Annotated in this window: 10 protein-coding genes; all 10 read left to right on the top strand. The window is 46.2% G+C overall.

Going from position 1 to position 15811, the window contains the following annotated elements:
* The first annotated feature begins 25 nt into the window (after nucleotides 1-25).
* The 10 genes from B4G81_RS10335 to B4G81_RS10380 all read left to right on the top strand — a co-directional run bounded on the left by B4G81_RS10335 (nucleotide 26) and on the right by B4G81_RS10380 (nucleotide 15772).
* Nucleotides 26-919, top strand: coding sequence for an AraC family transcriptional regulator (locus B4G81_RS10335; RefSeq protein ID WP_294082216.1), 894 nt, complete (start codon nucleotides 26-28; stop codon nucleotides 917-919).
* Nucleotides 920-1323: 404 nt separating this feature from the next.
* Nucleotides 1324-4362, top strand: coding sequence for a SusC/RagA family TonB-linked outer membrane protein (locus tag B4G81_RS10340; protein WP_294082218.1), 3039 nt, complete (start codon nucleotides 1324-1326; stop codon nucleotides 4360-4362).
* Between the two features lie 24 nt (nucleotides 4363-4386).
* A complete protein-coding gene (locus B4G81_RS10345) occupies nucleotides 4387-6057 on the top strand; it encodes a RagB/SusD family nutrient uptake outer membrane protein (RefSeq protein ID WP_294082219.1) in 1671 nt (556 codons plus the stop codon).
* A gap of 24 nt (nucleotides 6058-6081) precedes the next feature.
* The gene (locus tag B4G81_RS10350) at nucleotides 6082-7755 is read left to right on the top strand and encodes an IPT/TIG domain-containing protein (RefSeq protein WP_294082221.1); all 1674 of its coding nucleotides are present in this window, start codon (nucleotides 6082-6084) and stop codon (nucleotides 7753-7755) included.
* A gap of 63 nt (nucleotides 7756-7818) precedes the next feature.
* Nucleotides 7819-8943 carry a glycoside hydrolase family 26 protein gene (locus B4G81_RS10355; protein ID WP_294082223.1) on the top strand — a complete coding sequence of 375 codons (1125 nt, stop codon included), beginning with the start codon at nucleotides 7819-7821 and terminating at the stop codon, nucleotides 8941-8943.
* Between the two features lie 27 nt (nucleotides 8944-8970).
* The gene (locus tag B4G81_RS10360; protein WP_294082226.1) at nucleotides 8971-10269 is read left to right on the top strand and encodes a family 43 glycosylhydrolase; all 1299 of its coding nucleotides are present in this window, start codon (nucleotides 8971-8973) and stop codon (nucleotides 10267-10269) included.
* 19 nt (nucleotides 10270-10288) lie between these two features.
* Nucleotides 10289-11989, top strand: a complete 1701-nt coding sequence (locus B4G81_RS10365) for a glycosyl hydrolase (RefSeq protein ID WP_294082228.1) — start codon at nucleotides 10289-10291, stop codon at nucleotides 11987-11989.
* Between the two features lie 38 nt (nucleotides 11990-12027).
* The gene (locus tag B4G81_RS10370) at nucleotides 12028-13212 is read left to right on the top strand and encodes a glycosidase (RefSeq protein ID WP_294082230.1); all 1185 of its coding nucleotides are present in this window, start codon (nucleotides 12028-12030) and stop codon (nucleotides 13210-13212) included.
* A gap of 5 nt (nucleotides 13213-13217) precedes the next feature.
* Complete coding sequence (locus tag B4G81_RS10375) at nucleotides 13218-14603, top strand: MFS transporter (RefSeq protein WP_294082232.1); 1386 nt, start codon at nucleotides 13218-13220, stop codon at nucleotides 14601-14603.
* Nucleotides 14600-15772, top strand: coding sequence for an AGE family epimerase/isomerase (locus tag B4G81_RS10380; protein ID WP_294082234.1), 1173 nt, complete (start codon nucleotides 14600-14602; stop codon nucleotides 15770-15772). The genes B4G81_RS10375 and B4G81_RS10380 overlap by 4 nt, the downstream gene beginning before the upstream one ends.
* The last annotated feature ends 39 nt before the right edge of the window (nucleotides 15773-15811 follow it).

Raw genomic sequence — 15811 nt, forward strand, 5'->3', positions numbered from 1 at the left:
TATGGGATCTTAACGATAGGTGTCGATGGCCAATCCGGATAGCAGACATATCATGCATGAGATTACTCCTTTATCGGATAAGGATTGCTTTTATATTGCCGACCGGCGGAAATCGGAATTCACCTACCCGTTGCATTCCCATAGTGAGTTTGAAATTAATTATATTGAAAATGCCGAAGGAGTAAGGCGTATTGTGGGTGACTCGGTGGAGGTTATCGGCAAATACGACCTTACGCTTATTGCGGGCGAGGAATTGGAACATGTATGGGAACAACATCAATGTACATCCAAACAGATCCGCGAAATAACCATTCAATTCTCCAAAGATCTTTTCTTTGGCAATTTAATTCATAAGAACCAGTTCGACAGTATCCGGAAGATGCTTAATGAGGCGCAGAAAGGAATTAACTTCCCGATGGAGACCATTATGAAGATCTATCCGGTGCTTGATACGCTCTCCGCCGAGAAATCGGGATTTCATGCCGTGATAAAATTGCTAACCATGCTGTATGAACTCTCGCTCTGCGATAATTACCGCACCTTGGCCAGTACCTCGTTTGCTCATATCGATGAAAATTCCGACAGCCGCCGCGTGCGAAAAATATATGAATATATCAATAACCATTATAAAGAAGAGATACGGTTAGAAGACCTTGCGAATATCATTGGGATGACACCTGTGGCATTGAGCCGATTTTTTAAATTAAGAACCGGGAAAACAGTTTCCGATTACATTATTGATATTCGCTTGGGGCATGCTTCAAGATTATTGGTGGATACAACGAATACCATTGCCGAAATCTGCTACGATTGTGGGTTTAATAATTTGTCGAATTTCAATCGTATTTTTAAAAAAAGAAAAGACTGCTCTCCCAAAGAATTCCGTGAGAATTTCAGGAAAACCAAAGTGATTGTTTAGTTAAATAGCCATCCCTTCGATGATTACGGTAACTCCCATAATCATTATGGATATGATTTTAATGATAATTATTCATTATTATTGAGAGTATATTGTATTATTTTGGATTAAAATAATACCATTTTGGGATATATCTCCCTTCGTATTTATCTTGTTTATAGTCAATACGAGTCAAATTTTCTCTAAATAATTCCGACTATCTGCCTGTTTGTGCGCTTTGTATACAGTCGTGGCGTTATGATTAAAATAGTATTGTTATAGGATAAGATAATACTTGTATATCTGCCGTAGTAGCTATATTTTTGTAGCCGATAAGTAACTTTTATTAACTTATAATTTGTCTCGTGTGGAGTGTGCATATAAACCTGAAGCCCCACACACTGTAATGAAAAAGAAATAATCGTATGAAAAACGTGATGATGTTATTTCTGGCTCTTGGCATGAGCCTATCGTTAATGGCACAACAACGCAGCGTAACCGGTACCGTGACGGACAGTCAGGACAACTCTGTGATGATTGGTGTGAATATTATGGAGAAAGGAACCTTGAACGGTACCGTTACCGATATCGACGGGAATTTTTCCTTGAATGTAACTACAGAAAATCCGGTATTTGTATTTTCAAGTATTGGGTATAAGACAGTCGAAGTCAGTGTCGGCAATCAGACTCGTTTGTCCGTCGTCATGAACGAGGATGCCGAGATGCTCGATGAACTGGTCGTGGTGGGATATGGAACCATGCGCAAAAGTGACTTGACCGGAGCCTTGTCTTCATTGAAAGCCGATGAATTGACCAAATTGTCCGCGGTTGACGTTACCCAGGCCATTCAGGGACGTGCACCGGGTGTAAGTGTAATCAACAACTCGGGAGAACCCGGCGCCGGTACGAAGATACGTATCCGTGGTACCGGTAGTGTGAATAATTCCGATCCTCTATTCGTGGTGGATGGATTTCCGGTGAATGATATCAGCCATATTGCGCCGCATGACATCGAATCGATGGAGATACTCAAAGACGCTTCCGCCGTGGCTATTTTCGGTTCGCGCGGGGCAAACGGTGTGATTCTGGTGAAAACGAAAGGGGGAGCATTTGAACAGAAAACGAAGGTGAACGTGAATATTTTTGGGGGAACTACTGAAACTGTCAAACGGTTGGATATGTTGAATGCAGCCGAATATGCAGAGCTGAAACTGGAAGCCTACAAAAATGCCAACCAAATGCCGTCACTGCAGATGCAGTCCATTTTAGATTATGCTATTGCCAATAAAAGTGTAGGCACCAATTGGCAAGATGAGATCATGCGTACCGGAAATACACAGAATTATAATATCAATGTATCGGGCGGTTCGGAGCGGAATAAATATGATATCGGTACCACTTATTCAAAGGAAGAGGGGATTATCAAAAATACCTATCTCGATAAATTCATGTTCCATCTCCATAACGAATATAAATTGTTCGAAAATGTAAATATAGGAATCAATGCTTCTTATACTACTTATGAGAAATCGGGTAACGATGGCGATTTCTATTCAGGATCCCTTACCCAGTCACTGAAAGCGGATCCGATTTCTGCGGCATGGGATTCATATACGAACCAGTTTGGTGAAATCTATTTCTCTTATGGAAGAAATCCGGCACAATCGGCTTATGAAAACAAATTTCGGAAGAATTCCGAAGACCGTTACATCGCCAATGCCTTCCTGCAGATCAACGATATATTCATCAAGGGGTTGTCTTTCAGAGCACAATATGGGCAGCACTTCGCTTTCGGCAAATCCCGCAACTATTATCCTAAATATTATATTACTGCCGATCAGCAAAGGGATAGGAGCAGCCTCACCGAAAACAGAAGCGAGAATGTCTATTGGAACACCAATAATTATTTCAGTTATGTGAATACTTTTGGTAAACATAGTATTAATGCAACATTGGGTATGGAAGCCCAAAAGTCGAAATCCAGCAATCTCTTTGCCAAGGTATATGACGTGCCGGAAGATGCTGATCTGCGGTATATCGGTATGTCGTCCAACAAGGAGAATCTGGAAGCATCGGGTGGTGCCGGACATAACACATTGTTGTCCGGATTCTTCAGGTTGAATTATACTTTCGACGGAAAATACCTCTTCACAGGGACGTATCGTGCAGACGGAAGCTCGAAGTTCATGAAAAGATGGGGATACTTTCCTTCTTTCTCCCTGGGATGGAATATCATGGAAGAGGATTTTATGGAAGACCTGAAACATAATTCTCCACTTTCACAACTGAAACTGCGTGCCGGTTGGGGACATGTGGGTAACCAGGCCAGCGCCGGGGATTTTGACTACCTGTCGCTGATGAATACCGGCTATACGGCTGTATTTGGCGGCTCCCAGGTGGATGGAGCCATCCAGCGAAAACTGGCGAATGAAGAATTATCGTGGGAGACTGCGGAATCATATAACGTGGGACTCGATTATGGTTTGTTTAATGGCGGATTATCCGGAAATATAGATTATTTTATCCGCAATACCAACGATATGATCCTCGATACCCCCATACCGATTTATGCCGGAATGTCAAGACCAAAGACCAACGCCGGCTCCGTGCGCAACAGCGGATTGGAATTCCATCTGAATTACGATACCATGATTGGAAAAGAGTTTTCTTTGACTGCGGGTTTCAATATCTCGTTCATCAAGAATAAGGTGATATCTTTGGGTGGTGGCGAACCGCTCTATGGACAGTACAGTAAGACCGAAGAAGGAAGAGAAATCGCTTCTTTTTTCGGTTTGCAGACTGCCGGGATTTTTAAGACCACAGAGCAATTGAGTGGTCATGTCAATAGTCAAGGAAAGGTAATACAACCCAATGCCGAACTGGGAGATGTTATTTTCGTCGACCAGAACGATGATGGAGTCATTAATGACGAGGACCGGGTACATTTGGGCACACCCCATCCCGATTTCACTTATGGATTTACTTTGGCAGCAGCCTATAAGGGATTCGATCTGAATGCTTTTTTTCAGGGTTCGCAAGGTAATAAGATAGCCAATTATATGTATTCCGTAATGTACAGTACGAACATGCGCGAGTGGAGCAATTCGAAGGCGATGATGAACCGGTGGACACCGGAAAATGCCGACTCCGACCTTCCCCGTGTGCATACAGGGGATCCTAATCAAAACGACCGTTTCTCTGATCGATATGTAAAAGATGGCTCATATTTACGATTGAAAACCATTCAATTGGGTTATACATTACCGGGTCATATTTCACAAAAAGCATTCTTGAATAGGGCTCGTATTTATGTGTCGGCCGATAATCTGCTTACTTTTACGAAATATTCAGGATTCAATCCCGAAATGGGCGACCTGTGGGGTAATCCGCTGAATGCAGGTGTGGATATGGCAAGCTATCCAACGCCACGAATATTTACCGTAGGGTTGAATCTTACTTTTTAATCATTTGTTAAATATTACATAAAAATGAAGAAGATATTTTCCTTATTCTTATTAACCGGTTTACTGCTGACTTCCTGTAGTGATTTTCTCGATCTTACACCACAGGGACAGGAAAACAGCGGTAACTATATGAATACCGAAGAGAATGCGATCAAGGTCATCAACGGTATTTACGACATTCTTTCGCAAACTGAAGGGCGCGGTCCCGACGGAGACTGGATGGATCACCATTATGATTTCATGTTGGCAAGTATTGCTACCGATGATGCGGTAAAGGGAAGTAATCTACCCGATATGCCGCAACTTATCGATTTGGAGGATTATAGGCTCCAGCAGGGGAGTTCCCTTGCTACCGCTTTCTGGATCCATGGTTTTTGGGGAGTATCGCGCAGCAATTATGCTATCAAGAATTTACCCGATGCGACTATTCCTGAAAATTTAAAAAACCGACTATTGGGAGAAAGCTATTTCCTGAGGGCATACCATTATATCTATCTGCTACGCCACTTTGGAGGAGTACCCTTGTTCTCCGCTCCGTTGAATCCGTCCGATTTCGGGAAGACAGTCCGGGCAACGCTCCATGAGACTTTCGAATTTATCAATGCCGATTTGCGGCAGGCGATTGAGTTGTTGCCGGAAAGAAGTACCTATCCTGCCGCTGATATGGGACGTGCCACGAAAGGGGCTGCACGGGCATTCCTTGCTAAATCGTTGATGTACCAGATTGGTGTCGACGCCGAATGTGAACATACCTGGAACGATGTATATAATCTTACCTTGGCGATCATCAATTCCGGTGAGTACAGTTTGGTACCCAATTTCGCTTTATTATTCGAGTATGAGAACAAAAACAGCTCCGAATCGATCTTCGAGATACAGGCGGCAGACGGAACAGCAAGCGATGCTCCTGCATCGGTAGGAAATGCCTATCCGTTGTTCCAGGGAAATCGGGAGTCGAATACGGGAGCCAATACAGGTTGGGGATTCCATAACCCCACACAGAACCTGGTAGATGCATTCAACCCTTCGGATCCCCGTCTTTCGAGTACAGTATATGGTATTGGGTTCAATAATGAAATTTTGTACGGCGTACAAATGAAATTTAACCGCACAGAGCAGGGTAGCAATTACCTGAACCGGAAAGCGGCACTACCCTTTAAACCGTCGTTGGATAAGGCTGCCAATAAAAATATCCTGATCATGCGTTATGCCGATGTGTTGCTGATCCATGCAGAGGCTGCCTATCATACCGGAAAGGAAGTCGAAGCCCGCCAATATCTGAATATGGTCAGGGAAAGGGCTCGTAACAGTTCCTATTGCAAAGGATACGTAAGTGGTAGTCCCGACGGATATACAATGCCTGTAACTACACCCGACGTACCCAACGTAAATGTGTCCGGAACGGCGTTATTGGATGCCATCTTGCATGAACGCCGCCTGGAACTGGCGATGGAATCAAACCGTATGTGGGATTTGGTACGTACTGGAAAACTGGTCGATACGGTCTCCAAAGCGAAAGATACCGATTTGATCGGTAATGAAGGACGTACCGATATGGAGGTACGGCATGAAGGTATTGCCAACCGGATCAGGAATCATGCATTCACCGGCAAAGACAATACTGTCATCCCTGTTTTGCCGATACCACTTGATGAGGTCCAGAACTGGGGTCTTGAGCAGAACCCGAACTATTAATCATAAACAATGAAAGATATGCAAATGAAAAACTATATAAAATTGCTCTATGGTATCGTACTGGTCTCTTTGTTGGCCGGTTGTACCGAAGACGAGTTTTCGAAAAACTATGATATCAACCTGCCGGTATCGGAAATTGTCGATTTTAATCCGAAAACCGAACGGGTAGGAAATGAAATTACCCTGTACGGTGAGAATATGCAATTCGTCACCTCCGTGTTTATCGGAAATGCGTCTGCGACCATCGTCAACCAGGATAAGGAAAGCCTTGTGATCCGGGTGCCCCGTATGGCTGAAGTGGCCAATATTACGGTGGCGAACAAGTATAAAAGGGAGAATATCTCCAAAGAGGTTTTTACCCCTCAATACCTGGATGTGGTTATCAATCAGTGGCCCGTGGAAATAGAGCGGGGAAAGACGGTGACGATTACTGGGGAGAATATGGATATGATTCAATCCCTGAAATTTGAAAGTGTGACACTTTCTAAAGCTGCGGCATCGGAAACCTCTGCCACTTATGCCACTGCCGGATTGACATTGCCTGAAAGCGGAAGCCTGATTGCCGTTACCAAGACAGGGCAAACGTTGACCTCTCCGGTGATCAGTGTGGTAGAACCGAAGACCACTTATACCCCACAACAAACCATTCTTCTTTGGGACTTTGAGACTGCCCCGGCTACCGCTGACGGATGGGGAGGTACTCCTTATACAGGAGGTGTGGTTGATAACGGTTTCTTCGGAAAAGCATTCCAGATAAAATCGGATGCAGGAAACGGATGGGATGGTTGTTATATCAAACTGACGAATAACAACAGTGGAAACGGATTCAATTTAACGACATTCACTAGTCCGCATATTACTTTCCTGGTTAATACAAATGGAAAGAGCGGGTATATGAATCCTGCTATCACCATCGGTGGGTCAGAATCCGATAAACATTTCACCGGACAGGGAGGAGAATATACCGATAACTACAAGATCACCACCAATGGCTGGGAATGGAGATCTTATGACCTGGAAGCAATGGGTTGGTCGAATATCAAAGGCCAGGTGGACAAGATAGACCTCTGGTTCAGGGGTGGCAATGTAGGATCTTCAGAGCCGTTCGAGATCATGATCGACCAAGTAATGATTACCGACGGTCCATTGAACCCTACCCTTATCTGGGATGCTGAAGCACCTGCAGGAGGAGATTTGCCTGTTACTTTCAATGGAGGAACCGGTCTGACGGGTTACCATCAGGGAGAGAAATACGTAACTTATAATTATACGGTAGGTAGTGACGCTTGGGCATGGTTAGGGAATATCATGAGCCTGGATGTGGAAGGTCTCGACCCGGGCAAATATGGCAACGCGATTTACCTGAACTTTCTGGTAAATACCGGCGATACCGAAGGGTATGCCGGATTCCAGATCCTACAAGGCGACAATAAGCTGGCTAATCAGAAGCTTGACTCATCTTACGGTGATAATTATAAATTCGCACCTACCAACAGCAAATGGGAATGGCGTTCGATGCTCTTCGATATCACTGCCTGGGATGTATGGGGCGGATCAGCGGCGAGCTTCAACCTTTCGCAACCGTTCAACTTCAGTGTGTACGCCAGAGGTGGAAATATCGCGAGCGGTGTCAACGCGAAACTGAATATGGATTATTTTATCTTTACTTCGGTTCCGCTGGATGCGACGAAAGAGTAATATTTTACCAATAGAAGGTGGTGCTTCCCGAAAAAAGGCACCGCCCTCTTCTAATTTTTTTGAATGAAACGAGTAGTACAACTCTGTTTATTTGTCCTTGCGGCTTACGCCTGTACCGGTTATCAGCCGGATCAACAACTGGAAATGGTGGATAGGAATGCGACGAAAGAAACCAGGGCGCTTTATGCAAATATGGTAGAAATGCAAGGCAGAAGCGTGATGTTCGGCCATCAGGACGATACATCCTACGGTATTGGTTGGATGGATGATAGCGGGCAGTCGGATGTGAGAAAAGTAACCGGTGACTATCCCGCCGTATATGGTTGGGATATGGGACATATCGAGACTGGCAGCGAACTGAATATCGACAGGGTTCCGTTCTCTCAAATGCGGGAGCAGATCATCCAATCGTTCGAAAGAGGAGGAGTGAACACGTTGGGGTGGCACCTGCAGAACCCCTTTACCGGTGGGTCGGCATGGGACGTCTCGTCCGAGGGAGTGGTACGCTCCATTCTTCCGGGTGGAGAGAAACATGGGCTCTTCATGCAATGGCTCGACAACCTGGCCGGTTTTATCGGTTCACTGAGAACGGAAGAAGGTACAGCCGTCCCCGTACTTTTCCGCCCTTACCACGAGCACACGGGCAGTTGGTTCTGGTGGGGTGAAACATTGTGCACGAAAGAAGATTATATTGCTTTGTGGCACTTTACCGTGGACTATCTGCGTGATACGAAACAATTACATAATATCCTTTATGTCTATTCACCCGATTTCGTGGTGGATGAGCAGGCTTATTTCGACCGTTACCCAGGTGATGCGTATGTAGATATACTGGGCCTGGATTTCTACCATCGTGATGGTGAGGCCAAAACGCAGGAATATATTGCCAATGTACAGAGAATATTGGCGATGCTGCATGATTCACCGCAACGGAACGGTAAGCCTTATATCTTCAGTGAGACGGGGGCTGAGGGAATCCCAATTGCCGATTGGTTCAATCGGGTATTGTACAAGGCGATCGAGCCGAATAAGCCGGTTTACGTGTTGGTATGGCGCAACGCCTTCGATATCCCGGGACATTTTTATGCCCCTTATCCCGGACATCCTTCGGAAAACGATTTCATTCAATTCAAAAACAGAATGGACATCCTTTTCGAAACGGAATTGCCGGATATGTACCAACATTAATAAACAGCTATGATCAATTATTGTACAATGAAAAAACTTTTTTTGGTGACTGCCCTGCTTGCGACCTTCTCCCTGCAGGCGCAGAATCCCGTTATCCCGGGCTATTTCGCCGATCCGAGCATCCGTTATATGGATGGCAAGTATTATCTCTCCATCACATCCGACGGCTATGAGGAACATAATGGAGAGCCGTTCATCTGGGTTTCGGATGACCTGGTCAATTGGGATATCGAATACCTCCATATCAACGACCGCTTCTTTTGGGCGCCGAGCATGGTAAAGGGTGCCAACGGAAAATATTATATGGTGCACCAGCAGGGGGTGGATTACCTTGCCTATATGATGGAGGCCGACTCTCCGCTGGGACCGTGGAAGGAAACATTCCAGATAAGGGATTTCGATGTGGAACTCTTTCAGGACCCGGAAAGCAAAAAAATCATGGGGATCGGTTCATGGAAAAACCTACTGGTGTTCGACAACGATGTGAATTCGCCTACCTATATGCGTAAGGTGATGAGTACCGATCCCATCGAAGGGGAACTGACCGATTTTACCGAAGGACCCTATATCTTTTATAAGGACGAGAAGTATTACATGATGTGGGCGGGTGGACACTGCTGGCTCGAGACCTACAACGTTCGGTACGCCATAGCTGACGAACCGGGCAAAATATATCGGGAACTGGCCCAAAAACCGATATTGGAAACAGACCCTTCCAAGGAAATCTTCGGACCGGGACATACATCTGCCATCGAAGTGAACGGGCGCTGGTTTATGTTTTATCATCGGCAAAATCAACACAACTATCCTTCCTGTAATAGTCGTTTTTCCTGCGTGGCCGAACTGTTCTTCGACAATGAAGGTGCAATCACAAGGGTAGAACCCTTGGACGATCTCAGCTCATTGGGACTCGATCAATCGGAATTCAAAAATATTGCACTGAATAAAACCGTCATCACCAACTCGTTGACAACCGACTTTCCACCGACGATGGCAGTGGATGGGCGCAATGATTCCCGTTGGGAGGCAGAACTGGGAGAAGACAAATGGATCACAATAGATCTGGGCAAACGGGAAAAAATCAGCAAAATACAGGTCGATTTCGAGTACTTCGACAAGTATTACCTCTATAAGATAGAGTATTCGGACGACAATGATGAATGGTCGACTTACGCTGATTACACCAAACAAGCCAAAAAGGCTTACCAGACAAGGATCTCGGAAAAAGAGGCGACAGCCCGCTATATCCGGGTGAATGTAAAAAGGGCAGAAGCCAAGTCGGCCCATATTTCCATCTGGGAGATTAAGGTGCTGGCAAAGAAATAAAAACTTAATATAGGACAACATGAAGAAGATCTTTTTAGTATTGATGCCTGCGCTCTTGCTTGTGGCAGGAGGATGCGATAATAAAGAGCCGGAAGTGGAAGCCCCGGAAAGGGCGCCCAAGTTCCTTTACTCCACACCGAAAGATAAAGCCGAAAATGTATTGTCTGGCGCGGAAGTCAGTATGGTATACAATACCGGAATAAAGATTGCCGATAACAGCGGGATTACCGTAAACGGCCAGCAAGCGGAGGTGACGGTAACGGAACGCAAACTGATATTCAGCATCGACATAGAAAAAAATTTCAAAACCTACCAGATTTCTGTTGCCGAAGGAGCTGTTACCAATTTGTCGGGTGTAGGTGCACCGGCAGCTGCTTTTTCATTTTCGACTCCTTCCAACAATAAACGATATGAGGCGGAAGAGGCAACCCTCAGCGGGGGTGCTGAAAAAGCGAGCAATTTTGCCGGTTTTTCCGGGAGTGGGTACGTTGACATGAAAAATGGAGATATATTATTCAAGGTGGTGATGTCCGAAGCTGGAAAATACAGAATAAATATCGGTTATGCAGCGAAGGAAGGATCCAAAGAAAACAACCTTGAAGTGAACGGGAAACAGATATCCAAGATTCATTTTGGCGGAAGTGAAGAATGGCAAACAGTATCTGTCAATAAAATAAACCTCAATGCAGGAGAAAATACGATTGCGATTCGTAAAGACTGGGGATGGATTTTCGTAGACTATATTGAAATTATCGAAGCCTCAGAGGATACCCCATTCAACATTACTGAAAAACTTGTTACGGATAATCCATCCGACGAGGTAGTGAAGCTTTATGATTTCCTGAAAGATAATTTTGGACAAAAAGTAATCTCCGGTGCGATGGCCAATTATAGTACGGGCATCGAAGAAGCCCAATGGATGTTCGATAATACGGGTAAATGGCCGGCGTTGGCAGGCTTCGACCTGATCAATTACACCACTACCGGAGGGCTGGGTAGTTATACCCAGATGGCTGTCAACGTGCAAAACTGGTGGGAGAACAACGGAATCGTTTCCATCATGTGGCACTGGAGGGATCCATTGAAACAGTCCAATGAATTCTATACTGAAAAGACATCGTTCGACATATCCAAAATCAGTGACAGCAATTCTGACGAATATAAGGCCATGGTAGAGGATATCGATGCGGTAGCTCTTTATTTGAGACAGTTTAAGGATGCCAATATTCCCATCCTGTGGCGTCCGCTGCATGAAGCCTCCGGCGGATGGTTCTGGTGGGGTGCGAAAGGTGCAGCGCCATGTAAAGTATTATGGAAATTGATGTTCAGCAGGCTCACGGAGCATCATGGGTTGAATAACCTGATCTGGGTATGGACCAGCGATGCAGCAGATAATGCACTTGACTGGTACCCGGGAGATGAATACGTGGATATCATCGGTATGGATATCTATCCCGGAGAAAAGCAACACGGTTCGCAATATGTGAACTTCGACAAGGTGAAAGAGATATACACCGGGAAAAAGATACTGGCACTCAGTGAATGTGGTTCCATTCCTATGGTAGATGCTATGTTCGAGAATGGTGATATCTGGTCGTGGTTTATGCCATGGAACGGTGATTATACCCGCTCGGACAACCACAACGGAGCCTCCTATCTGTCGGGGTTGTTGGGCGACGAAAGAGTGATTACCCGGGATCAGATGCCTGATCTGAAGTAATAATGGGGAAGTTGTAAATAAGAAGTTAGAAATAAGAAATGGACGATCTTTATACAAAACGTTGGGCGGTGATAGCGGCTGCTTACGAGAAACTGGTTATATTGAAAAACGAACCGTTACAGGATAGCAACGGTTGGTTCGAGCGATATAAGAATCCGGCACTCACGGCGGCCCATACCCCTCCCCTTTGGCGGTATGACCTGGATCCGGAGACAAACCCTTTCCTGATGGAACGTATAGGGATGAACGGGGTGATGAATGCCGGTGCCATCAAATGGAATGGGAAGTACCTGCTTATGGCTCGTGTGGAAGGCGTCGACCGGAAATCATTTTTTGCCATCGCCGAAAGTCCCAACGGCATTGATAATTTCCGTTTTTGGGACTATCCTGTATTAATTCCCGAGAATGATGATCCTGCCACCAATGTATATGATATGAGGCTGACACATCACGAGGATGGATGGATTTACGGGTTATTCTGCGTGGAGCGGTTCGATGATACGGCCGAGCCGGGCGACCTGTCGAAAGCGAAAGCAGCGGCAGGGGTGGTGCGCACGAAAGATATGGTGAATTGGGAACGGTTGCCCGATGTGGAGTCGAAAAGCCAGCAGCGCAATGTGGTGCTTCATCCCGAATTTGTGGACGGGAAATATGCATTGTACACCCGTCCCCAAGATGGCTTTATCAATGCCGGCAGCGGATTGGGTATCGGATGGGCGTTGGTGGACGATATGACAAAAGCCGTGATTACCGAAGAAAAAATTGTAGACCGGCGCTTTTATCATACGATTAAAGAGTTGAAGAACGGGGAAGGGCCGGCACCCATTAAAACACCGAAAGGATGGCTTCATCTGGCACATGGCGTAAGGGCATGTGCCGCGGGTTTGAGATATGTATTATATTTGTATATGACTTCGTTGGAAGACCCTTCGCTATTGATTGCTTCTCCGGGTGGCTATTTCATGGCGCCCGAGGGTGAAGAGCGTGTGGGGGACGTGTCGAATGTCCTGTTCAGTAATGGGTGGATTGCCGATAGCGACGGGACGGTATTTATCTATTATGCTTCGTGCGATACGCGGATGCACGTAGCCACATCCACCGTGGACCGGCTGGTTGATTATTGCCTCCGGACGCCCGAAGATGGCTTGTTCTCCTTTGCGTCGGTACAGACGTTGCATAAACAAATCGACAAAAACCTGCGGTTTTTAAATAAATCGAAATAAGAGAAATGATAACACTCAAAGAGAAGATAGGATACGGATTTGGCGATGCGGCATCGTCGATGTTCTGGAAATTATTCGGGATGTACCTCCTGTTTTTCTATACCGATGTGTTCGGGATGGAAGCCGCGGCAGTGGGGACGATGTTCCTGATCACACGCGTATGGGATTCGTTTTTCGATCCGGTGGTCGGGGTGATAGCGGACCGCACCGAGACACGGTGGGGTAAATTCAGGCCCTACCTGCTGTTTTTGGCCATTCCGTTCGCGGTGATCGGGGTGTTTACCTTTTTCACGCCGGCCTTCTCTTCTGCCGATAAGGTGATCTATGCCTATGTCACCTATTCGCTGATGATGATTGTTTACTCTGGAATTAATGTGCCTTATGCTTCCCTGCTGGGCGTGATGAGCCCCGATCCGAAGGACAGGAATGTGCTCTCTACCTTCCGTATGGCCTTTGCCTACATCGGTAGTTTTGTGACGTTGCTCCTGTTCATGCCGATGGTCAATCATTTCAGCGGTCACAGCAAAGAGGTGGAAGCCCAGCAGCACGGATGGTTCATGGCGGTGATAGTGGTCGCCATTGCCTGTGCCATCCTGTTCCTGCTCTGCTTTGCATTTACGAAGGAGCGGGTGAAGCCCATCCGGGAGAAACAGGCCCCATTGAAAGACGACCTGAGGGATCTTCTCCGGAACAGGCCGTGGTGGATACTGCTGGGAGCCGGGATTTCAGCCCTTATCTTCAATTCCATCCGCGACGGTGCGACCATCTATTACTTCAAGTATTATGTGGAAGAGGATATATTCGGTGCGGTGAAACTCTTGAATATCCCCTTTGTCCTTAGCGGATTGTACCTTGCACTGGGACAGGCCGCCAACCTGCTTGGCGTTATCCTTGCCGCGCCGGTGAGCAACCGGATAGGTAAACGCTACACCTATATGGGGGCGATGGCAATCGCTACGGCACTCAGTATCATTTTCTACGGACTGGGCAGCCATAGCCTCGCTTTGATATTTACCCTTCAGGCTTTGATCAGTATCTGTGCAGGAAGTATTTTTCCGTTGTTATGGTCGATGTACGCCGATTGCGCCGATTACTCGGAATATAAAACAGGCAACCGCGCTACCGGACTGATTTTCAGTTCGTCTTCAATGAGCCAGAAACTGGGATGGGCCATCGGTACGGCCTTGACGGGCTGGCTGCTGGCTTACTTCGGATTTGAAGCCAATCAGCTGCAAAATACAGAAACCATCAACGGGATCAAGTTGTTCATGAGTATTTTTCCGGCTGTGGGCGCTCTCCTCTCGGTGATATTCATCTACTTTTATCCTTTGACCGAAAAGGGGGTGAAAACCATTACGAATGAGCTGGAAAAGAGGAGGCATCCACTATGAACGGTTTTAAAAGAGAACTGACAGAAAATATATTGCCGTTCTGGATTGACAAGATGCAGGATGATGAGCAAGGTGGTTTCTACGGACAGATAGATGGTTGTGATCAGTTACATCCCGAAGCGAACAAAGGAGCTATCCTCAATGCCCGCATACTATGGACCTTCTCTACAGCCTACCGGCTATTGAAAGATGCACAGTATCTGTCGATTGCGCAAAGGGCATTCGATTATATTATCGATCATTTCATCGACAAGGAATATGGCGGCGCTTATTGGGAACTGGATTATAAGGGAAACCCGGTGAACAGGAAAAAGCAAACCTATGTGCAGGGATTTATGCTGTATGGCTTTTCCGAGTTTTACCGGGCGACGGGCAATCCGCAGGCATTGGAACTGGCGAAAGATTTTTTCCGGCTGATCGAAAAATGTCATGACGACAGGTTGGGAGGATATCTTGAGGCATATACCCGGGATTGGCAACCCATAGAAGATATGCGCCTGAGTGAGAAGGATGCGAATGAAAAAAAGACGATGAATACCCATCTGCATGTGTTGGAACCTTATTCCAACCTGCTCAGGATATGGAAGGGCAAAGAGCTGGTCGCTGCCCAGCGGCGGTTGATAGACATCTTCGCGACCAAAATTCTCGACCGGAAAACAAATCACCTGGACCTGTTCTTCGACGAGGAGTGGAATGCCAGGTACAAGGCTATTTCCTACGGGCATGACATAGAGGCTTCCTGGCTGTTATTCGAAGCTGCGGAGGTGTTGGGTGACAAGGAGCTATTGGAAAGGATCAAAGGAATTTCCCTGAAAATTGCGGATGCGGCATCGGAAGGATTGGAGATCGACGGAAGCATGGCATACGAACGGGTGGGAGACCATACTGATGGCGAGCGACATTGGTGGGTACAGGCAGAAGCCGTGGTCGGGTATATGTACGCATATGAGAATTCGGGAGATGTCCGTTACAAGGAGAAAGCCGCCCGCGTGTGGGAATATATCCGCACCCACATCGTCGATAAAGAGGGAGGAGAATGGTATTGGAGTCGTCTTCCCGATGGGAGTATTAACCGGAGAGACGATAAGGCGGGGTTTTGGAAATGCCCTTACCACAATGGGCGCATGTGCATGGAAATGATGGAGCGGTTTGGTATGGAATCATGCTGATAAATGGACAATATAAGATATCTTTGTAATGAATAAAAT

The organism is Proteiniphilum sp. UBA5384, from assembly GCF_002410825.1.
Lineage (GTDB): Bacteria > Bacteroidota > Bacteroidia > Bacteroidales > Dysgonomonadaceae > Proteiniphilum.